The 19,738-nt window shown below is 53.1% G+C and carries 18 protein-coding genes; 11 read left to right on the forward strand and 7 right to left on the reverse strand.

The features are described from left to right. Positions 1-73 precede the first annotated feature (73 nt). From NST04_RS09170 to NST04_RS09190, 5 genes are all read left to right on the forward strand, one after another. A complete protein-coding gene (locus NST04_RS09170; protein ID WP_341183987.1) occupies positions 74-1,165 on the forward strand; it encodes a hypothetical protein in 1,092 nt (363 codons plus the stop codon). 92 nt (positions 1,166-1,257) lie between these two features. Continuing rightward, complete coding sequence (locus NST04_RS09175) at positions 1,258-2,004, forward strand: type 1 glutamine amidotransferase (protein ID WP_341183988.1); 747 nt, start codon at positions 1,258-1,260, stop codon at positions 2,002-2,004. Positions 2,005-2,033: 29 nt separating this feature from the next. Continuing rightward, on the forward strand, positions 2,034-2,831 hold the full coding sequence (locus NST04_RS09180) for a dihydrodipicolinate synthase family protein (protein WP_341183989.1): 798 nt from the start codon (positions 2,034-2,036) through the stop codon (positions 2,829-2,831). Positions 2,832-2,918: 87 nt separating this feature from the next. Beyond that, positions 2,919-3,620: a metallophosphoesterase gene (locus NST04_RS09185; protein ID WP_341183990.1), complete on the forward strand. Its 702-nt coding sequence runs from the start codon at positions 2,919-2,921 to the stop codon at positions 3,618-3,620. Positions 3,621-3,683: 63 nt separating this feature from the next. Then, positions 3,684-4,157, forward strand: coding sequence for an OsmC family protein (locus tag NST04_RS09190; RefSeq protein WP_341183991.1), 474 nt, complete (start codon positions 3,684-3,686; stop codon positions 4,155-4,157). A 26-nt stretch (positions 4,158-4,183) separates the two neighbouring features. On the opposite strand, the gene NST04_RS09195 is transcribed toward NST04_RS09190, so the two are convergent. From NST04_RS09195 to NST04_RS09210, 4 genes are all read right to left on the reverse strand, one after another. After that, a complete protein-coding gene (locus NST04_RS09195) occupies positions 4,184-5,602 on the reverse strand; it encodes a sensor histidine kinase (protein WP_341183992.1) in 1,419 nt (472 codons plus the stop codon). Between the two features lie 2 nt (positions 5,603-5,604). Next, complete coding sequence (locus NST04_RS09200) at positions 5,605-6,291, reverse strand: response regulator transcription factor (protein ID WP_341183993.1); 687 nt, start codon at positions 6,289-6,291, stop codon at positions 5,605-5,607. 15 nt (positions 6,292-6,306) lie between these two features. Continuing rightward, complete coding sequence (locus tag NST04_RS09205; RefSeq protein WP_341183994.1) at positions 6,307-7,779, reverse strand: hypothetical protein; 1,473 nt, start codon at positions 7,777-7,779, stop codon at positions 6,307-6,309. Between the two features lie 550 nt (positions 7,780-8,329). Further along, entirely contained in the window at positions 8,330-9,751 is a 1,422-nt protein-coding gene (locus NST04_RS09210; protein WP_341183995.1) for a glycoside hydrolase family 1 protein, read from the reverse strand. A 139-nt stretch (positions 9,752-9,890) separates the two neighbouring features. Here NST04_RS09210 and NST04_RS09215 point away from each other — a divergent pair, with 139 nt between their 5' ends. The 5 genes from NST04_RS09215 (at position 9,891) to NST04_RS09235 (ending at position 15,466) form a co-directional block, all read left to right on the forward strand. Continuing rightward, on the forward strand, positions 9,891-10,862 hold the full coding sequence (locus tag NST04_RS09215) for a LacI family DNA-binding transcriptional regulator (RefSeq protein ID WP_341183996.1): 972 nt from the start codon (positions 9,891-9,893) through the stop codon (positions 10,860-10,862). Between the two features lies 1 nt (position 10,863). After that, on the forward strand, positions 10,864-11,544 hold the full coding sequence (locus NST04_RS09220; protein ID WP_341183997.1) for a response regulator transcription factor: 681 nt from the start codon (positions 10,864-10,866) through the stop codon (positions 11,542-11,544). Next, a complete protein-coding gene (locus NST04_RS09225) occupies positions 11,519-12,502 on the forward strand; it encodes a sensor histidine kinase (protein ID WP_341183998.1) in 984 nt (327 codons plus the stop codon). The genes NST04_RS09220 and NST04_RS09225 overlap by 26 nt, the downstream gene beginning before the upstream one ends. A 130-nt stretch (positions 12,503-12,632) precedes the next feature. Further along, positions 12,633-13,391 carry an ABC transporter ATP-binding protein gene (locus NST04_RS09230; protein WP_341183999.1) on the forward strand — a complete coding sequence of 253 codons (759 nt, stop codon included), beginning with the start codon at positions 12,633-12,635 and terminating at the stop codon, positions 13,389-13,391. Then, positions 13,388-15,466, forward strand: a complete 2,079-nt coding sequence (locus NST04_RS09235; RefSeq protein ID WP_341184000.1) for an ABC transporter permease — start codon at positions 13,388-13,390, stop codon at positions 15,464-15,466. The genes NST04_RS09230 and NST04_RS09235 overlap by 4 nt, the downstream gene beginning before the upstream one ends. A gap of 5 nt (positions 15,467-15,471) precedes the next feature. Here NST04_RS09235 and NST04_RS09240 read toward each other — a convergent pair whose 3' ends face one another. The 3 genes from NST04_RS09240 to NST04_RS09250 form a co-directional block, all read right to left on the reverse strand. Then, positions 15,472-16,170: a DUF6710 family protein gene (locus tag NST04_RS09240; protein WP_341184001.1), complete on the reverse strand. Its 699-nt coding sequence runs from the start codon at positions 16,168-16,170 to the stop codon at positions 15,472-15,474. A 257-nt stretch (positions 16,171-16,427) separates the two neighbouring features. After that, the gene (locus NST04_RS09245) at positions 16,428-17,396 is read right to left on the reverse strand and encodes a carbohydrate kinase family protein (RefSeq protein ID WP_341184002.1); all 969 of its coding nucleotides are present in this window, start codon (positions 17,394-17,396) and stop codon (positions 16,428-16,430) included. Positions 17,397-17,416: 20 nt separating this feature from the next. Further along, positions 17,417-18,457: a LacI family DNA-binding transcriptional regulator gene (locus tag NST04_RS09250; RefSeq protein ID WP_341184003.1), complete on the reverse strand. Its 1,041-nt coding sequence runs from the start codon at positions 18,455-18,457 to the stop codon at positions 17,417-17,419. A 333-nt stretch (positions 18,458-18,790) separates the two neighbouring features. Here NST04_RS09250 and NST04_RS09255 point away from each other — a divergent pair, with 333 nt between their 5' ends. Next, complete coding sequence (locus NST04_RS09255) at positions 18,791-19,729, forward strand: ABC transporter permease (RefSeq protein ID WP_341185212.1); 939 nt, start codon at positions 18,791-18,793, stop codon at positions 19,727-19,729. Positions 19,730-19,738: the final 9 nt, after the last annotated feature.

Genomic DNA, 19,738 nt, shown 5'->3' on the forward strand with positions numbered 1-19,738 from the left:
CTCTACTCTATAATATCCCGGGATTAAGCTATGGAAAGAGTTCATATTCTGAATCCCGATGGAGGTAATACATTTGAACAAGAAAAAGTGGTCTGTTACTATGGCTGTTGTCCTATGCTCAGGCGGTATGTTTGCATTCAGCGGACTCCTTGTCCCCAGTCTGGCGAACTCAGCAGTCATTGCGAAGTACAGTACGGCAACTGAGGTCAATGCTAAGGCAAGTCCGGCAGGAAGTGCTGTTCCGGTGCTGAAGGTAGAGGCACCCGTGCCGGTATCTACGGTGAATGATGATCTGCTGCTGAAGCAGATGACAGAGGAGCAGATCCAGCAAATCTACGACTATCTGGAGCTACCGGGCGATCCGAACACTTCAGGCAGGGAAATGACCGATGCGGAGATTAAACGCAGGCAGGTGCTTGAAGATCAGTATGTGTATGATGGTGTACGTCCCAAGAAGCTTTTGCCGCTACAGGCGGGTCAAGGAGAAGTGTATCTGGATCTGAAGACCAATACGTATCATCAACCGGAGCGCACCTGGACGGATGAAGAGCTGCTGCAAATGATTGACTGGCGCTACAGGCTTAATCTTGTGGCATCCAAACGTAATATTACTGCTCCTGTCGTTGCTGTACCGGAGAAATTCAGTAAGGCTGAAATACAGACACGGGCGGCTGAAAGTGTCCGCAAGCTGTTCGATGCCGATGTCTCCAAGTTGAAGACGAATGTAATGCTGGTGGAGCCGGGATATGGTATACCTTCATTCTGGTCAGTTGGCTACATTCCTTATAAGTCCTCCACTCTGCTTGGACAAGGCCAGGAGTTCTGGCAATATAGTGTGCAGATCGATCCTGACACCGGGGTGGTGGTAGATACGACAGCTTTTAACTCTGTGATTAAAAGAACCCCTATCGACGCTGCGGCAGCGGCTGCCATGAAGAAGGATGACAGCTGGATAAAGGAAGCCACCCGGATTGTAAAGGACAAGCAGGGAGAGAAAAGAAAAATAGTGAAGGCGTATCTGACGGGCACTGAGGTAAACAATAAACGCGGGATGGTGGCTGTGGATGTATTACTGGAAGACGGCAGCAAATATAATGCGGAATTACGCTATCCGGGTAAGCAGCTGCGTTGTCTGATCTATGAGCCTGCCGGCAAGGCTAAATAAGCGGGAAGTCATGTTGCTATAGAACTGAATTTGTCCTGATGATCAAGTATTTCTTGATTCATCAGGATTTTTTGTTACATTGGAGATAGAAGATGATCGTACAAAAAAATGTAAAGCGGGTGGAGTGCATGAGAATTCATTGCTTGCAGCATGTTCCGTTCGAAGCGGCGGAGGAAATTGCAGGTTGGGCAGAGGTCAAGGGGCATGCGCTAACCACAACACGGCTGTATGAGAGTCAGGCTCTGCCTGCCATCCGGGATTTCGATATGCTCGTGGTGATGGGCGGCCCGATGGGTGTATATGATGAGGCACTATACTCTTGGATGACGGCAGAGAAAGCTTTCATTAAAGAAGGGATCCAATCGCACAAGCTGACGCTGGGTATCTGTCTGGGGGCCCAGCTTATTGCTGAACAAATCGGCGGCGAGGTCTACCCCAACAAGTGGAAGGAAATTGGCTGGTTCCCTGTCAGACTGACCGGAGATGCGCAGACCTCTGCCTTTTTCCAAGGATTCCCAGAGCAATGGGTGCCGTTTCACTGGCATGGAGACACCTTCAGTCTGCCTGCCGGAGCGAGAAGGCTTGCTTCCAGCCTGGGCTGTGCCCAGCAGTGTTTTGAATATGAGGATTATGTAGTCGGGCTGCAGTTCCATTTGGAGGTTAATGAATCCAGCATCCGCAAAATCATTACCAATTGTGCCGGAGAGCTGGAGCCTGGTGAGTACATTCAAGCACCGTCCGACATGACAGATCAGGCGGAGCGAATAATAGCGTCTAATACCCTGCTGTTCATACTCCTGGATGCGATGGAAGAGAAGCATTTGTCCAGAACTTCTTAAGTACGGCTACTAACAGTAAGGAGTGTAATATGAAAAGATTAAATGTAGCGATACCTACGCCTTTTCATAGCGATGAAGGTCTGAATGTAGAAGGATTCGAAGCGATTGTCGCCTACCAGAAGCAGAACGGTATCGAATCGTTGCTTATCTCAGGAAGCACGGGTGAGCAGCATTCGATGAGTATCGGAGAGAGACTGGAGATCATTGAGTATTTCAATCAGCGGCGCTTTCAGGGAATAGAGCTGGTCTTCGGGGTTTCTGCCATTAGAACCCGAGACGCGGTAACGCTGGTTCAGGCGCTGGAGACATCGGTGATGGATGCCATCATGATTGGTTTCCCGCCATACATCCGGCCTACGCAGCAGCAGGCAATCGCTTATGTGGAGGAGCTGCTTAGTCATACGGCTAAGCCTGTTGCCCTCTATAATAATCCGGGAAGAACCGGATTCGATCTGACACCGGAGTCGCTATATACGTTAATCCGCCGCCATCCCAATATTGTCGGCTACAAGGAAACAGGCGATTTGCAGCGGCATGTGGGGGTGGAGCACCCGGAGGAATTCATTCTTTTTGCCGCAGGGGATATGAAGCTTGTGGAGAATTTCACCTCAGGCCCTTGCAATGGTCTCTCCAGTGTGGCCGGAAATATATATCCCCTGGAGATCAAGGCCGTGGTGGAGCGGCTGCTGCGGCAGGAACAGGTGGAGGTTGGTCCCGTCGAAGAGAGGGTCTCTCAGGTGTTCAGCGGCCAGGCCCTAATTAACATCAAGCAGCATTACAACAGCTTAGGTATTCATGCGGGAATCTGCTGGGCGCCTCTTCTGTGACTGGATCAGCCTGATCCGCAGACGGGGCTTTTTGAGGAGATTAAGTTGCAGTAGTGGTAGACCGGATGCTGTAGGAGGAGGGAGTTCATGCGCAAATTCTTCATAACGGACATCCATGGGGATCAAAAGGGGCTGGAGCTGCTGCTCCGGCAGTCTGGATTGGACTGGGGAAAAGACCAGCTGGTCATCGGCGGAGATATGATCAACCGGGGGAAGGACTCGGCTGGAGCGCTTGGTTACCTTAAGCAGCTTACAGAGCGGCATCCGGGCCAGGTCCATGCGCTGATTGGCAATCATGAAGAAATGATGGGGGACTATATAATCAGCGGTGACAAGCTCTGGCTGAGTCACGGCGGACGCGAGACGTTAGCGGGTCTGAAACAGGCTTATCCCGACGCGGATCAACGGCAGGAGCTGATGGAGTGGGCCTATTCTTTGCCGTTGTACTTCGAGGATGATGAATATGTGTATACACATGCCGGACTGTATACAGGGCAGCCTCTGGAGGAGCAGAACCGGGAGATTCTATGGATGACAGAATATGAGTTCTACCGCCAGCCGCGTGAAGCACTGCTTGCCTTAACGAAGGGCAGGCCGGTGATTCATGGGCATACGCCGGTTGAACGGATCTATAGTGATGGCGCCAGGATGAACTGCGATCTGGGATCTAATACCTACCCGATACTTGAAGAAAGGTCGCTGGGACTGGTGAATCTGACGGAGATGACTTGCCATGTGTATAGACAGGCAGACCAGCGGCTGGAGACCAGACGGATCGGACGTATCTAGCTTCGGGAGTGACACAAGACAATAGCACTTATTTGATATGGAGAAAAGAAAGGACGGAGTGAGATGAAGCATCCTTTTCACCTGAAGGCGGTATGGAATGGAGGGAGGAACAGCGAAGGGCATATCGATGCAGGCGGACTGCGGACGGTCATATCGATTCCGCAGGAGATGGGCGGACCGGGAACCGGCACGAATCCCGATGAGATGCTGCTGGGCGCAGCAGCGACCTGTTATCTGATTACCCTGGCTGCGATGCTGGAGCGTTCGGAGATTGTTCCAGAGGGGCTGACCCTGGCATCTGAGGCAACGGTAGATGTCACGAATAATGTGTTCACATACGAGCGGATCCTGCATAAGCCTAGCATTGTGCTTCAGGCTGATGCGACACCGGCGCAGCTCAAGCTGGCTGAGCGGCTGGCACATAAGGCTGAAGCCTCCTGTATGATCTCCAGAGCTGTGGCCGGGAACGTCTCTATTGAGACTCAGCCAGTAGTAGAAATCGCGCACGGGAACGGACAAGCCCGGATAGAGTCATAGAAGCACAGCGGAATACAGAGCTAGAGTTACACTGGTGAGGCAAAATGCTGCTCCACCTCGTAGCGCGGCAGCTCTACAATTACCGAGGTTCCCTTGGTGAATTCACTCTCGACCCGCAGATGCCCGTCATGCAGCTCAATGATCTCTTTGCAGATGGCGAGGCCCAGGCCGCTGCCGGATTGACGGGAGCGGCCTTTGAAGAATTTGGTGCCAAGCTGCGCCAGATCCGCAGCCTCGATGCCTTCGCCGTTGTCAGCAACGGTGACGGTTATCCGCTCGCCTTCCAGCACTGCGGTAAGGCGGATCTCACCCTCCGCAGGGGTGAACTTGAACGCGTTATCCAGCAAATTGACAAACACCTGCTTCAACCGGTTGAAATCACCGTCCACCGGCAGCGGCTGATCGGGAAGGTCGGCGTAGAGGCGGATCTGCTTCGTCTGCCCCCGGTATCTGAACTGCAGCAGCAGATCCTCCAGCAGGCCTCTGAGATCATATGGCTGGCGTACCATGCGGATCTCTCCGGCCTGGAACTTGGAGAAATCGAGCAGATCCTCGACCAGGCCGATCAGCCGGTCTGTCTCTCCGGTCATGACCTCAAGACCCTGGAGTGTCTCCTGCCTGTCCGACAAATCACCGACCAGCAGTGTCTCGCCCCAGCCTTTGATAGAGGTCAGCGGGGTCCGCAGCTCATGGGTGACGGAGGAGATGAAATCATATTTGAGCTTCTCGCTCTTAAGAATTTCCTCTGACATATAATTCAGCGTTACCGCAAGAGTACCGACTTCATCGTCATAGCGCCTCTCTGCCCGGACGGCAAAATTACCGGTGGCCATTTCCTTGGCGACCCCGGTCAGTTGCTGGATCGGCCCTACGATCCGTTTGGCGATAATCAGGCTGAGCATGAAGCCGAACCCAATGACGAGCAGCCCGACGATGGCTGCATTCAGCGCAATTTTGAGAATAACGTTATATAAAGGCTCTGCCGAGACCGAGTAACGCAGCAAGCCGATCGTACTCCCCGACTCCTTCAGCGCAATAGAAACTGCCATAATTCGTTCCCCGTTCACCGGCTTGATGCTCTGAAAGCTTCCTTTGCCGCTGGTCAGAGCTGCTCTCACATCAGGGGTATTCACCTGCTCTGTACTGGAGAAGCCGAAGGAATTAATGACCACCTGCCCGGCCGGGCTCAGCACTTCCACCTTACTGCTCTCCTCAGAGGAAATATTCTCCAGAATATAACGCGCCCGCTCATTCAAGCTATAGCTCTCCAGATACTTATTGAAAAAGGTCGCTGAAGTCGTGGCCCTTGTATTCAATGTCTCCATCGCGCTGCCCAGATAATAATAGTGAACAGCGGCAATGAATACCCCCTCCAGCAGCAGCACGATTAGGAGCAGCATGAGGGTAATATAGACGATAAGTCTGGACCTGATTCCCTTCAGCACTCTTAGCCCCTCCAAATATATCCGAATCCCCATACCGTCTCGAGGAACTGCGGCCCGGAGGACTCCTGTCCGATCTTCTGGCGGATTCGGCTGATATTCACATCAACAATCTTAAGATCACCCATGAAGTACTGCCCCCATACGGCTGTCAGAATATCGTCCCGGTTCATGGCCTTATTCGGCTGCTCCATCAGCAGCTTAACGATCATAAACTCGGTTGGGGTCAGCGGGATATCCTGCCCGTCCTTCAATAATTTCCGTTCATCCAGCATCAGAGTAAAAGGCGGAAGCTCAATAAGGTTCTCCTGCGGCAGCGCCTCTCCCGGATACATCCGGCGGTAGAGCGAGCGCACCCGGGCAACCAGCTCCACCGGACTGAAGGGTTTGACCACGTAATCGTCTGCGCCGGATTCCAGGCCCATGACCTTGTCGATTTCCTGACTTTTGGCGGTGAGCATAATGATTCCCAGCCGGGGGAACTGTGCACGCAGAAGGGTACACACCTCGAATCCGCTAAGTCCGGGCAGCATCAGGTCGAGAATCGCGATGTCGAAATCCCTCTGCTCCCGGGCAATGATCAGCGCTTCTTCACCGGTAGAAGCTTCCGCGATCTCGAAGCCTGCCCGCTTAAGGTTGATGCACAGCAGATCACGGATCGGCTTCTCATCTTCCAGTATCAGCACTTTCATGAACAGCTCTCCTTCTTATTGCCGGGGCTTCTGGGGGGTACCGGCCAGCTGAACGACTTCATCCAGTGTCAGCTTCAGCTGATTATAATTCTGCAGATCGGCCCCCTGCAGCTTGCCGGCGGCATCCGCTGCGGGCATTACGGCAACGAACAGGGTAGGCTCCGTGTCATTGTTAGAGTTCCCTTGCTCATACAGCAGCTTATACTCTCTATTCTCAGCCTTCAGCTGGACCTCTGCGGCAGCCCAGGCCTTCTTCGTCAGCAGGCGAAGTTCCAGCAGCGGAGCCTTCACAGCAGATCCGGCATTCTTGTAGCTGAACTGGAGCTTCTCCCAGGGCTGCGGTGATTCTCCCGGAACTTCCAGCAGGGTCTGGCCCGCCCAAGACTTGGGAATACGGAAGTTGAAGCCCCAGCGGTCGAACTGCTCCTGCACGAAGGTCAGGCCGGACTGTCCGTCCCACTGATAATATTTGGTGATGAATGGGGTCGCCAAGGGAGCCATGCCCTCCGTACCGGCAGGCGGTACCAGGAAGCCGAACTCCAAGATCCCGTCATTGTTCACATCCAGGCTGGACTGCGGGTAGTCCTTAACTGCAATACTGCTGCTGCCAAGCAGATCAGCAGAGACAGCCGGCGGAGACAGCACCAGATCCTTGCTGGCAGCGAGCGCGGTGCGCTGATAATCATCTGTTGCCAGTATATCAGTAAATCTGTCTTTTTCCCAAGTTAGCAATGAAGTATAGGAAGCATGTGCGCCAATGGCGGCATCGATGACGATTGCATCCTGTATAGGGGACGCCTTGCCGAACTGGGCTTCGATCACATTACCGTCCAGCTTCTGGTCGGATAAGGTCTGCAGCGTACCGTCCTTGAGCCGGAGTAATAGAAGATGGGTCTCACGTATGTTATCCGTGGTGTAGGTGCTCTGAAGCAAGGCAATGTCCGTATGCCCGCTCCCGGTCAGGTCGCCAAGGACCAGCTGGTCGTAAGGCTGCTTAAGCAGTTCGGTCAGCTGGCCGCTGCTTAGGCTATAGACTGCCAGCTCTTTGCTTAATCCCTCCCCGCCGCCGTATCCGAGCAGCAGTTCCTCCGCTCCGTCACCGGTAACATCTGTGAAGGACACTTCATTCAATTCGCTGCCCACCCCGGTAAGGTTAGCCAGCTTGGTCCAATTGCCGTTCTGCTGTGAGAGGAGGAGGGTGTTGATTTCGTAATCGGTTTTGTCTGTCTTGTAGAAGGCCAGGAGTTCTTCCTGCCCGTCCTTGTCCAGGTCCTGTAATTGAATCGCACTGCCGGATTCCGAGTGGATGGGTACCGTTAAATGCGCGTTGGCCGGTAGAAAAGAGCGGACGATTCCGGTAAGATTGCCGTCGCTATTCCCCTGTGACGGGGCTTGAAGCAGATCGCTCGGCGTCTTCATGGTGCCACAGCCGGAAGCGATCAGGCTTAAGAATAAGAGGCTGCTGAGGCCGAAGGTATATTTGTTCATTACAAGTTACGCTCCTTAGGATTCATCTGTGGCTAGTATATCTTAACCTTTCGGGCAATTAGTTTCAAAATGGTAAAGGGGGATAAGTGAAGATATAAATATGAGATGGGATATGAGATGAAATATGAGATGAAATGACAGAAACGCAAAGCTTAAACTCGTCGACTGCGGTGAACATTTGGACTTTCGGCCGCTGTTGTATACAGATTTCTTGATTCAAGCCGCTGTTTGCGGTTGAAATCCGTATACAAAGGCGGACGCTATCGCTCCTACAGTTCCAAATTTCCCCTCCACTTCTTCCCGCTTTTTGTTAATGGCGTATTCAACTGAAATTGATATCTTCAGTTATCGGGGGAGGGGAAGGCAAAGACGGCGGAATGGGCCGCTGTCGCTACCATTCCTACAGTCTAATCCAGGCTGGGCGGAATGGGCCTTGCAGCCTGTATCTGAAGCCATGAAGAACGCAAGATGTTATCTTCCCATATGCAAAAAAAGCTGTCCCAATCAGCCTTTTTAAGACTTTTCGGGACAACCTGTATTGTGGGCTATTCTATTCGCCTGAGCGCCGCAGGCTCTGTCCGTTGGTAGCAATAACATCCTTGTACCAGTGGAACGACTTCTTACGGTAGCGCTCCAGGGTTCCGGTATTATCGTCGTGGCGGTCTACGTAGATGAAGCCATAGCGCTTACTGAGCTGTGCGGTGGAGGCGCTGACCAGGTCAATGCAGCCCCATGAAGTGTAGCCCATAATCTCAACACCATCCTCCAAGGCTTCGCCTACCTGCACCAGATGGTCATTCAGATATTCAATCCGGTAGTCGTCATTAACGGTCGGCAGGCCGTCTTCGCCGGTAATCAGCTCATCCTTGGCCCCGAGTCCATTCTCCACAATAAACAGCGGCTTCTGGTAACGGTCATAGAACATATTGAGCACATAGCGCAGACCCTGCGGGTCAATCTGCCAGCCCCATTCGGAGGCCTTCAGGTATGGATTGGCCGCACCGCTGAACAGGTTGCCTTCCTGTGTGCGTTTGCTGGGGTCTCCAGTCTCACAGATGCTCACATAGTAGCTGAATGAGATAAAGTCAACGGTATGCTTGAGGATGTCCGCATCTCCAGGCTCCATGTGGATCTCAATGCCGTTCTCTCTGAAGTAACGTTTCATATATCCAGGGTATACACCTCTCGCATGTACATCCCCGAAGAAGTAGTTCATATGCTCAGACTTCATAGCCGCAATGACATCGTCCGGGTTAGGCGTTAGCGGATACGTTGGCATGCTTAGGATCATGCAGCCGATCTGGGCCTGCGGATTGATCTCATGTCCGATTTTGACTGCTGTGGCACTTGCGACCAGCTCGTGATGAATGGCCTGATACAGATCCTGCTTGCTGAGTTGCTCCTTCGGTGTATAGATCCCGCCGCTCATGAACGGCTCGTGCAGGATGGAGTTGATCTCGTTGAAGGTCAGCCAATACTTCACTTTATTCTTGTAGCGGGTGAATACCGTTCTGGCATACCGTTCATAGAAGCCGACTAATTGCCGGTTCACCCAGCCGTCATACTGCTTGGACAAGTGCAGCGGAGTTTCGTAGTGGGAGAGGGTCACGAGCGGCTCGATGCCGTATTTGTGACATTCATCGAACAGGTCGTCGTAGAATTGCAGGCCTTGCTCATTAGGCTCCAGCTCGTCACCGTTCGGGAAGATCCGGGACCAGGCGATCGAGGTGCGGAAGACCTTGAAGCCCATTTCGGCAAAAAGCTTGATATCTTCCTTGTACCGGTGGTAAAAGTCGATGCCGACCAGCTTCATATTATCTTCGGTAGGCACCTCGGTGATGGGGCCCTTGATTCCTTGCGGAGCTACGTCCTGGGTGGACAGGCCTTTGCCGTCCTCGTTGTATGCGCCTTCGAGCTGGTTCGCAGCAACTGCGCCGCCCCACAGGAAGCCTTCAGGAAATGGTGTATTCATCGATAATCCCGCCTTTTATTAGTTATGGATTCAGATATGGTAAGCTGTTCATAGGTCCTATAATTCCATGCTAAATGTTGTAACGCGTTACATGTCAAGTATTATTATAAAGATGAAAAAATATGTAAGGAGAGCCATCATGTCGAATCTGGATCAAATCGCTAAACTGTCGGGATTCTCCAAAGCTACGGTATCGAGAGTACTGAATCGTTCTCCCCATGTGAGCCAGGCAACGCGGGAGATCATCCTGAAGATCATGGAAGAGCTGGACTATGTGCCGAACGGCAATGCCATCTCCTTGTCCAGAGGGGAGACCATGCAGATCGGGATGGTGACGGAGGGGATCAACGAGGTGATGCTGCCTTTTCTGAACAGCTTCGTGGAGACTGCGAGCCGGCACGGATATCAGACGATTATCTATACCTCCGGGGGAGATCCGGCCAAAGAGCTGCAAGCCTTCGAGGATATGCGGCGCAAAAGAGTCGATGCGCTGGTCATCAGTACCTGCGTTAACGATCAGACGCTCCTGGGCTCCTTTTGCAAATACGGGCCGATTGTCTCCTGGCAGCGGATGGAGCTTCCTGAGATTCAGAGTGTAGCCATGAATCAATATGACGGATATATGCTCGGGCTTGAACATCTGATTGAAAAGGGTTATACGCGGATTGCCAATGCCTGGGGCCGGCCAACCAGCATGAATACCTCCGGGCGGATACAGGCGTACCGGGATGCTGCCCGCAGCTATCAGCTGGAGGTGAACCCGGAATGGTCGCAGACGGGCATTCACTCCATCCGGCAGGGTGAGGAGCTGATCCGCAGGCTGCTGATGGGTCCCGGGGGGCATCCGAACGCCATCCTCTGCGCCAATGATATGGTCGCGGCAGGGGTACTGAGCGAAGCCCGCAGACTGAAGGTGAAGGTGCCGGAGGAGCTGGCAGTGGTCGGCTTCGACAACACGGAGCTCGCCCATACGCTGGGGATCACCTCAATTAATAATCCGATTGCCGCCCAGGCACAGAACGCGCTGCATCTGATTCTCGGCAAGCTGAAGGGGATAGAGGCAGAGCAGGAGCCGCTGGGGTTCCAGCTGGTGCCGAGGGAGACGACGTAAGATGGATAAAATACTGATTATCGAGGATGACCTGAAGCTGCAGAAGTACATTCAGGAATACCTGCTGGCGTATCATTTCGCGGTGGATACGGTGAGTGATTTCAGCCGGATTATCGAACAGGCGGAGAGAAGCAGGCCGCAGCTGATTCTGCTGGACATTAATCTGCCGACCCTCGACGGCTTCTATTACCTGAAGGTGCTGCGCAAAACCATGCAGGTGCCGATTATCATCCTCTCCGCACGCAGCGATGAGAGTGAACAGATCCGCGGGATGGAATACGGGGCGGATGATTATGTGACCAAGCCCTTCAAGATCGGCATTCTGCTCGCCAAGATCAACGCAGTGTTGCGCCGGGCCTACCGTCGGGAAGAACACAATGCGTGTACAGTTGGCGGACTTAAGCTGCATACCGATACGATGAAGCTGGAGTATAAGGAGCAGGTTATTGAGCTAAGCAAGAATGAATTCCTGCTGATGCAGATGTTCATGAAGAATGCCGGCGGCATTCTCTCGCGGGAAGAGCTGCTGGAGGCACTGTGGGATGAGCAGACCTTCGTGGATGACAATACCCTAACCGTCAATATTACCCGGATCAAAAAGAAGCTGAGCCAGTACGGGCTCCATCAGTTGATTACGACCAAAAGGGGAGTGGGTTATGTCTTGGATCACGCAGACCTTTGAACTGCTGCAGCTCAAAAAAGGCATGGTTCTGCTCTATCTCCTGAATACAGTGATTCTTATCCTGTTTTCTTATGTTTTTTATGGTGTGGATGATATTCTGTATCCGCTCGGTGTAAGCTTGTTTCTGCTTGTGGTCTATCTGTCCGTTGCTGTCCTGCGGTTGTACAAATTCACGGATAAGCTTGCCGATTCACGGCTCAGCCCGCATCTTGAGATCAATGCTGCGGATGTGGCGGACAGGCTTATTTTTGGCACTATCAATGAAATTCATGAGGAGTATAACAAACGGATCTACCGGCTCGGCAGCTCGGCCAAGGAGCGGAACCGCTTGTTCTCCCAGTGGATTCATAATATGAAGGTCTCGGTGTCCGTCATTGATCTGGCGGCGGAGAGCGGGTCTGAAGAGGCCCTGCAGGATATCCGGGAAGAGAACGGGAAGCTGACGCGGAGCCTGGAGGAGTGCCTGAATATGCTGCGGCTGGAGGAGTTCCCGCGCGATTACAGACCGGAGAAGGTGAACCTGCACAGGGTGGTGACGAAATCGGTCAATGCGCACAAACGGGAGTTTATCTATTCGGGAGTGTATCCGAAGATTGCTGTGGACGAGCATCTGGAGGTCTATACGGATGAGAAATGGTGCAGCTTCATGCTGGAGCAGGTCCTCAGCAACGCCGTGAAGTATAGTCTAAAGGGCGGGACGGTAACTGTAACCGGTCTGGTCAAGGAGGGCGGAACGTTGCTTACCGTGAGGGACGAAGGCATAGGCATAGACCCGGAGGATGTGCCGCGGGTGTTTGAGCCCTTTTTTACAGGCAAGAATGGAAGGAAGTACCGCTCTGCTACCGGTATCGGCCTCTACATGGTGAAGTATACCGCAGACAAGCTTGGCCATACCGTCAAGCTGGATTCGAAGCGGGGGATAGGGACGGAGTTCACCTTCACTTTCCCCACAATATAAGACTGTATAGGGTACATACGATTCACCTTACGTAAATGTAAGCTTCTGAAAGGTAAATGCATTCAAGCACCGGGGGCTCCCCTTTATACTTTATTTAGAACATAAGATTGTAAAGGGGAGGATACGAAAAATGGATGTCATCACCATTAATCAGCTAGTCAAAGTGCATAACGCCTTCAAGGCGGTACGGGGAGTCTCCGCTCTCGATTCGCTCAGCTTCGCTGTGGAACAGGGAGATTTCGTCGGGATTATGGGACCCAGCGGCAGCGGCAAAACCACTCTGCTGAATATTCTGTCCGGCATAGACCGGGCTACCTCCGGCGAAGTCATCATTGACGGGCAGGACATTACGAAGCTGTCGAACGATCAGATGGCTCTATTCAGGCGGGAGCGGCTCGGTTATGTGTTTCAGGATTTCAACCTGCTGGACAGTCTGACCCTTCAGGAGAATATCTCGCTGCCGCTGATTCTGGACCGCCGAAGCCCGGAGGAGATTGAGCACAGGCTGGGTCCGCTGATGGCGCTGCTCAGCATTGCGGAGCTGAAGGACAAGTACCCTTACCATCTCTCCGGCGGGCAGAAGCAGAGAGCCGCAGCCGCCCGGGCGGTAGTGAATGATCCGGCGGTGATTCTGGCGGATGAGCCTACGGGGAATCTGGACTCCCGATCCGCCCATCAACTGATGGAGATGCTGACCTCTCTCAATGAACGGCTGGGAAGCACCATTTTGATGGTGACGCATGATCCGTTTGCGGCGTCATTTTGCCGGAGGGTGATTTTTATCAGGGACGGGCAGCTTGAATTCGAGATCCGGACGGCCGGAGAGCGGAAGCCGTTCTTCGATAAAATTCTGGAGGCGCAAAGTGTGCTCGGAGGGAAGCCGTTATGACGTTCCGCGCCATTATCCGCAAGAACTTCCTGTTCAACGTTAAAAAATATGTCTCTCTCTATTTCGTAAATACGCTAATTGTCGCCATTCTGTTCATGTTCGGCAGCCTGCTCTATAATCCCGATATTCTGCGTCAGGTAGGGGATTCCACACTCTATGATATTGTGCGTCTCTCCCTGATCGGAGTTGTGCTGTTCTCGGTAGTGTTTGTTACCTACAGCAACTTTTCTTTCCTGAAATACAGGGGCAGGGAATTCGGTACGTACATCACGCTCGGCATGACGACCAGAGACCTGTCGAAGCTGCTCTTGCTGGAAAATCTGGGCGTCGCCGCCGTCTCTCTGGTTAGCGGACTGGTGTCTGGTGTGGTGTTCGGCAAGCTATTTTATATGGGCATCAATCAGATTCTGCCGGAGAACAAGCTGCAGTTCGGGCTTAGTGCGGGCAGTCTGCTCCTAGGGAGCGGGATCTTCCTGGTTATTGCCCTTCTAAATGCCGGATTCAACCTCATCTATATCCGTAAAATGCCGGTTGTGCGGATTCTGAAGTCGGCTCATGTCCGGGAAGCCGGTGAACACAGCCCGGGATGGGGCCTGCTTGCGCTGATCATATTTGCTGTCTCTGCAGTCCTGCTGCCGGTAACCTTGCTGAGCAACGGGTTTGGCCGAAGCACTGCACTCTGCGTGGTCTTCATCGTACTTACTATGGTCTGTCCTTATGTAATGATCGGAACGGGAGTGAGCACCGCCAAGTCGGTTATGAAGCGGTTCAGACGGTTTTATAATAACAACCTGTTGGTCATGGCGAACTTAAGTCACCGCATGGCTTCCTATACAACTACGCTGTACATCGTCACTCTGCTGATTGCCGGGGCCATGTTCTTCATCGGATTAACATATACCATGTACGCCACAACCAGGGAAACTATTCAGCGGAACACCCCCTATGATGTTCTCTTCGTAGAGAGTGGTCCGGTCAATGTCATCGGGGAAGAAGAAATCGCAGCATTGTTCAAGGGCAGCGGGGACAGGCTGGAACGAAATGAGACGCTGGAGTACGTGGCAATACCCGAATTCCGGCAGGATAAAGGGGCCTGGGAGCTGTGGGATACACAGTCGATGGTCATCGGGGAGAGCGCATTCAACCGGCTGCTCGGAACAGCCTATGAGCTTGGGGAGACACAGTCGCTGAATGCCAGGGTGCGCCAGGTGCATAAGAAAGTTAATATACCGGATACGATTCTGGCAACGATAACGCCGGAACAAGCGGAGAAGAAGATACGGGAGGCGGGCGGAGAAAAGGAGCCGCTGCTGCGGGCTATGCAGGGCGCTGTGATTCAGGAATATCATGCTGATGATATCGTTGAGGTCACGGAACCGTTTATTAATTCGGTTGAAACGGCTTCCTCCGCTTTCGGGGAAGCCATGGTTGTGGACGACACTGTCTACGAACGGCTCAAGGCAGCGGCGCTCGCCGCTCAGGCTGGTCAGGTGAAGAAGGTCCATCTGCTCAGCGGCGACCTTAGTGATGCCGGCTTAGCGGCACTGGTGGACAACCTGCGGATACGCAACGGTTATGATGAGACTTACTGGACGACACCTGACCAGCCGAATCATAATGCCGGGGACCGGACGCGGGCAGAGCATGAGGAGCTGCAGCCGGTCTTCCGCGGGGAGCTGCTCACCCGTGAGCTGGAGGCAAACGGAGCCAAATTCTTCATCATTATGTTCCTCGGAGCTTTGTTCATGATTGCTGCCGGTCTGGTGCTGTATCACAAAGTATGGTCCGAGATGGATGTGCAGAAGGAAACCATGGTCTCGCTGAAACGGCTGGGGGTAACCCCGAAGGAGCTGCGCCAGCTCGTCTCCAAGGAGTTGGCCATCGTCTTTATGCTGCCGGCTGCAGGCGGTCTTGGGTTGGGGCTGTACTATTTCTTCGTGCTGCTCAGCGGCACCTACGGGCTTGCAGGACCGCTTGGCCGGGCCTTTCTCATAGCGGGTATATTCTTCATCATGCAGACCGCCTTCTATTTCACCAGCCGCAGAAAGTATTTCGCTGAGCTGGGGATGCTGTAGGTCCCTCAGAAAATAATCTTCTGCTCCGCCATAATCCGGCCGATCTCAAAGATGGCGGCGCATTCCACGAAATGAACCTCGGAGATGATCGAACGGTCATGCGTTCTGTAGTAGTACTTGCCGTCGGTATATACGTGATCGTAGATGAGACTGATGTCATAGACCGAGGTAGGGTAGAGCTCCCCTTCACCCTTGGCGATCCCCGCCGTGATGGAATGATGTCCTGAGCCTTCAACGAAGGAGATGCCCATCGGAAGCCACAAGGTAACCTGATGATCCTTATCCTGCCGCCAGCTTCCGTTCAGAGTACCTTCACCGATGCGGATCAGACTGTCGCGCAGCTTGCGGGGAATCCAGGGGGAGGGGAAGACGAGGTCACGTGCCAGGTTGATGATTCTGCTGCTATTGTCGATCTGCCGCATCAGGAAGTGGAAGCTCCGTCCGTCGAGCGTAACCTCGGCCCATTCATCAAAGAAGAGGTTGTCCGAGAACATCCGCTCCAGCTGATCGACCTCCCCGTAGAGCGCGGGCATCAGCATGAGCTGGCTCTGGATACGTCTGCCGATCAGCCGGATGAAGTCTATAATCGGGTGGGTCTCCGGCTGGAAGTAACCATAATTAATATCGTAATAAAAGCCGAGATTCTCATTAATTAAATCCTTGGCAAACGCCATGAGATGATCGAATTCTTGTTTCATTTTCATGCACAAGCTGCTCCTTCAGTCGTATGATATTGTGCTTATCATATTACGTGCCACGCTCCTGTGTCTGTGATGAAAACAGCAGGTAATGATTGGTTCAGCAGCGGCTCCACAGCGGTTCTCCGTCATCGGTTCTGGCAGCAATAAAGCTCCCTATACAAAAAGGTGTTCCCTGGCCGTCTGCAATCAGACGGCTAAGGAACACCTTTTGCACTACTCAGGCATCAGGACTTGATGCCTATACTATCACGCTCTGCAGCTTACCCGGCAAAAGCCCGCACCTCGTCCAGTGTCGGCAGCGCAGCAATCGCCCCGATCTTGGTGCAGACAATGGCCCCCACCCGGTTGGCGAAGGTAACGAAGTCCCTCTGCTGCTCTGCGCTGCGGGTAAAGTCTGCCGGATGCGCCAGCTGGCTGATCCGGCAGAGCAGAGCCCCGATAAAAGCATCGCCGGCACCGGTGGAATCGATGGACTCTACGGTAATGCTCGGAATCAGCATGCGGGAATCCGGGGAGGAGATCAGGGTGCCGTCTTTGCCCAGAGTCACGGCAACGGTTCCCGCTCCCCATTCATGCAGCAGATCAAGGGCGGCATCGCGGTCCGCTTCGCCAGTAATAATCTGCAGCTCCTCGTCGCTGACCTTCACCAGATCGGCCTTGGAGATACCGCCTCTGGACAGCGCGATGAATTCATCCTGTCGCCCGGTCCACAGGTCGCCCCGGTAATTAGGGTCGAAGGAGATGAAATGCCCATTCGTCTTCGCTTCATCCATCATCGTTATATACACTTCGCGGAAGGGCTCGGCCAGCAGGGCAGTCGCCGACCCGAAATGAATCATGGAAGTCTCCCGGATAGCTGCCCGGTCAAGCTCCTCCAGCCTTAGCAGCCGGTCAGCCCCACGGTGGAACACGAAGTCGCGCTCTCCGTTTGCTGAACGCGAGACGAAGGCCAGCGTGGTCGGTGCTGCGGGATCAAGCAGCAGCATCGAGGTGTCTACGTGCTGTTCTTCCAGCGTCTGCTTCAGGAAGAGGCCGAAGGGATCGGCTCCGACCTTGCCGAGGAAGGCGGAGCGTCCCCCGAGCCGGGCGATGGCTGCACTTACGTTCGCCGGTGCCCCGCCGGCCTGCTTGGCGAAATGCCGGCCTTCAGTCAGGCTGACGTCCGCCTCGGTGCAGAAGAAATCGATGAGCAGCTCGCCCACGCAAAGGACTGTATTCTTGGATTGCACGATAGTAACCTCCTGCGGAATTAGTTCGGTACGGGAGTAGAGTCTCTGAATAGAACGTCAGTGGCGACATGCGTCACCTGATACGGCCGGGCCGGGTCCTTGATTCTGGAGAGCAGCATCTCTGCCGAGACAATCCCCATATGGCTGCTGTAGATATGTACGGTCGAGAGATGAGGCTCGATGACCCGCGATTCCGAAGCGTCATCGAAGCCGCAGACCGCTACCTGCTCCGGTACCTTGACCCCTCTGTTCTTAAGCGATTTCATCACGCTGATGGCAATGAAGTCATTCGCACAGATGAAGGCGGAGGGCCACTGGCCGAGCGCCTCCAGCTGCTGGTCCATCCAGTCCGCCTCCAGCAGGTAATCCTTGTCCTGGCCGACAATGCAGGATTCGGGAATCAGCGGGATACCGGCTGCAGAGAGCGCTCTGTTGAAGCCTGTCCACCGTTCATGGAAGCTGCGGCAATGGTTGTAATCGCCGACGAATCCGAAGCTCTGCACACCGTGGTCCATCAGCTTACGGGTCATCGCATACACGCTGTGTTCATTCTCCATAAGCAGCAGGTCCGCCTTCAGCTCAGGGTAGACAATGTCCGCCGCGCAGTCGATGAAGATCGTCGGAATGCCGAGACCGGTAATCAGTCCGCTGTACTCCTTGTTGAACATTTCAATACAGATAATCCCGTCAACATTAGAAGGCTCGAAATTACCGGGCAGAGCCATGGCGTTAATATCGTTCTCCCGGACAAAATAAATGGACAGGGTGTAGCCCTCTGTACTGATGCGCTTCTCCAGTCCGCTGAGCAGCTGGGAGCCGAAGTGGGAGCTGTTAGGCAGGTTGCTGGTCAGGAGGGCGATATTGCCCTGCTGATCGGAGCTGCTGCCTGCGGTCTCCATATAAGAGAATTGTTTATATTTAAGCTCGGCGGCCTTGCTGAGTACCTTCTCCCGGGTCTCGGGAGGAACGCTCTCTGCGCCGTTCAATGCCTTGGAGGCCGTGTTTCTGGAGATTCCCAGGGCATCGGCAATGTCTTGAATGGTGACCTTGGCTTTCTTCATCACTGTGTTCCACCTTTATTTCCCCATATTTGTTGTCTCTGTTACCTAATATATAGCATATCAGCAAAATTGACAACGAAATTTTACAAATGCACAAATATGATTTACATATTCAAGTGAAAAGTAACGGATTAGTGCTTGTTTTATATGTATTTGTTACATTTGCACCGTATAATGCACGAATTTATTTATTTTTTTGCACAAAATGCATTGACTTCTTGCCAGATTCTCTGATAAATTGTAAATGCAAAACATGGTCAAATGTAAAAATGTAAACCTATTCATTAGGGGCGAATGCAAAAATAAGAAGGGGGAAGAAGATTGGCAAATCCGATGGCTCAACCCGGGAGAACAAGCCTCACCAAGCACAGGTCGTGGCTAAGCTACATGCGCCGGAATTATATCCTGTATTTATTCTTGGCTCCAGCTGTAATTCTCACGGTTATATTCAAATACGTTCCGATGTACGGCGCGATGATTGCATTCAAGGATTTCAGCCCGCGCAAGGGCATCATGGGCAGCGCATGGGTGGGTTTCGAGCACTTCCAGCGGTTTCTCACCTCGCCGAATTTCTACGATATTTTAATGAACACGCTTAAATTAAGCGCCTACGGGCTGATTCTTGGTTTTCCGGTGCCGATTGTGCTGGCGCTTATGCTGAACCTGATCCGCAGCGCGAAGCTGAAGAAGAACATCCAGCTGATTGTGTATGCGCCTAACTTTATTTCGGTCGTGGTTGTGGCAGGGATGCTGTTTGTCTTTCTGTCGCCGACAGGGGTGGTGAACGCGCTCATTACTGCTTTTACAGGGAAGCCGGTGTCCTTCATGAGTGATCCTGCTTACTTCCGGTCCGTGTATATTCTGTCAGGCATCTGGCAGACGGCAGGCTGGTCCTCGATTATCTATGTGGCTACGTTGGCGGGTGTCGATCCGCAGCTTCATGATGCGGCAACGATTGACGGGGCTTCCCTGCTGAAGCGCATCCGCCATATCGATCTGCCCGCGCTCAGGCCGGTGATGGCCGTGCTGTTCATCCTTGCCGCAGGCGGCATCATGTCGATCGGATATGAGAAGGCTTTCCTGATGCAGACGGCGCTCAATACCCCGACCTCGGAGATTATTGCGACCTATGTCTACAAGGTGGGTCTGCAGGCAGGCGATTATGCCTATTCCACCGCTATCGGATTATTCAATTCGGTCATTAACGTAATCCTGCTGGTCTTCGTCAATACGGTTGTCAAGCGGCTGAACGAAGGGGAAGGACTGTATTAAAAGGAGGTA

It is taken from the genome of Paenibacillus sp. FSL H7-0756 (assembly GCF_038006765.1).
Lineage (GTDB): Bacteria > Bacillota > Bacilli > Paenibacillales > Paenibacillaceae > Paenibacillus_AQ.

What these genes read in the sequence shown, in the direction of transcription:
- NST04_RS09175 (WP_341183988.1), top strand. Translation starts at nt 1,258, where the DNA reads ATGATCGTACAAAAAAATGTAAAGCGGGTGGAGTGCATGAGAATTCAT.
- NST04_RS09180 (WP_341183989.1), top strand. Translation starts at nt 2,034, where the DNA reads ATGAAAAGATTAAATGTAGCGATACCTACGCCTTTTCATAGCGATGAA.
- NST04_RS09185 (WP_341183990.1), top strand. Translation starts at nt 2,919, where the DNA reads ATGCGCAAATTCTTCATAACGGACATCCATGGGGATCAAAAGGGGCTG.
- NST04_RS09190 (WP_341183991.1), top strand. Translation starts at nt 3,684, where the DNA reads ATGAAGCATCCTTTTCACCTGAAGGCGGTATGGAATGGAGGGAGGAAC.
- NST04_RS09200 (WP_341183993.1), bottom strand. Translation starts at nt 6,291, where the DNA reads ATGAAAGTGCTGATACTGGAAGATGAGAAGCCGATCCGTGATCTGCTG.
- NST04_RS09205 (WP_341183994.1), bottom strand. Translation starts at nt 7,779, where the DNA reads ATGAACAAATATACCTTCGGCCTCAGCAGCCTCTTATTCTTAAGCCTG.
- NST04_RS09210 (WP_341183995.1), bottom strand. Translation starts at nt 9,751, where the DNA reads ATGAATACACCATTTCCTGAAGGCTTCCTGTGGGGCGGCGCAGTTGCT.
- NST04_RS09215 (WP_341183996.1), top strand. Translation starts at nt 9,891, where the DNA reads ATGTCGAATCTGGATCAAATCGCTAAACTGTCGGGATTCTCCAAAGCT.
- NST04_RS09220 (WP_341183997.1), top strand. Translation starts at nt 10,864, where the DNA reads ATGGATAAAATACTGATTATCGAGGATGACCTGAAGCTGCAGAAGTAC.
- NST04_RS09225 (WP_341183998.1), top strand. Translation starts at nt 11,519, where the DNA reads ATGTCTTGGATCACGCAGACCTTTGAACTGCTGCAGCTCAAAAAAGGC.
- NST04_RS09230 (WP_341183999.1), top strand. Translation starts at nt 12,633, where the DNA reads ATGGATGTCATCACCATTAATCAGCTAGTCAAAGTGCATAACGCCTTC.
- NST04_RS09235 (WP_341184000.1), top strand. Translation starts at nt 13,388, where the DNA reads ATGACGTTCCGCGCCATTATCCGCAAGAACTTCCTGTTCAACGTTAAA.
- NST04_RS09240 (WP_341184001.1), bottom strand. Translation starts at nt 16,170, where the DNA reads ATGAAAATGAAACAAGAATTCGATCATCTCATGGCGTTTGCCAAGGAT.
- NST04_RS09250 (WP_341184003.1), bottom strand. Translation starts at nt 18,457, where the DNA reads ATGAAGAAAGCCAAGGTCACCATTCAAGACATTGCCGATGCCCTGGGA.
- NST04_RS09255 (WP_341185212.1), top strand. Translation starts at nt 18,791, where the DNA reads ATGGCTCAACCCGGGAGAACAAGCCTCACCAAGCACAGGTCGTGGCTA.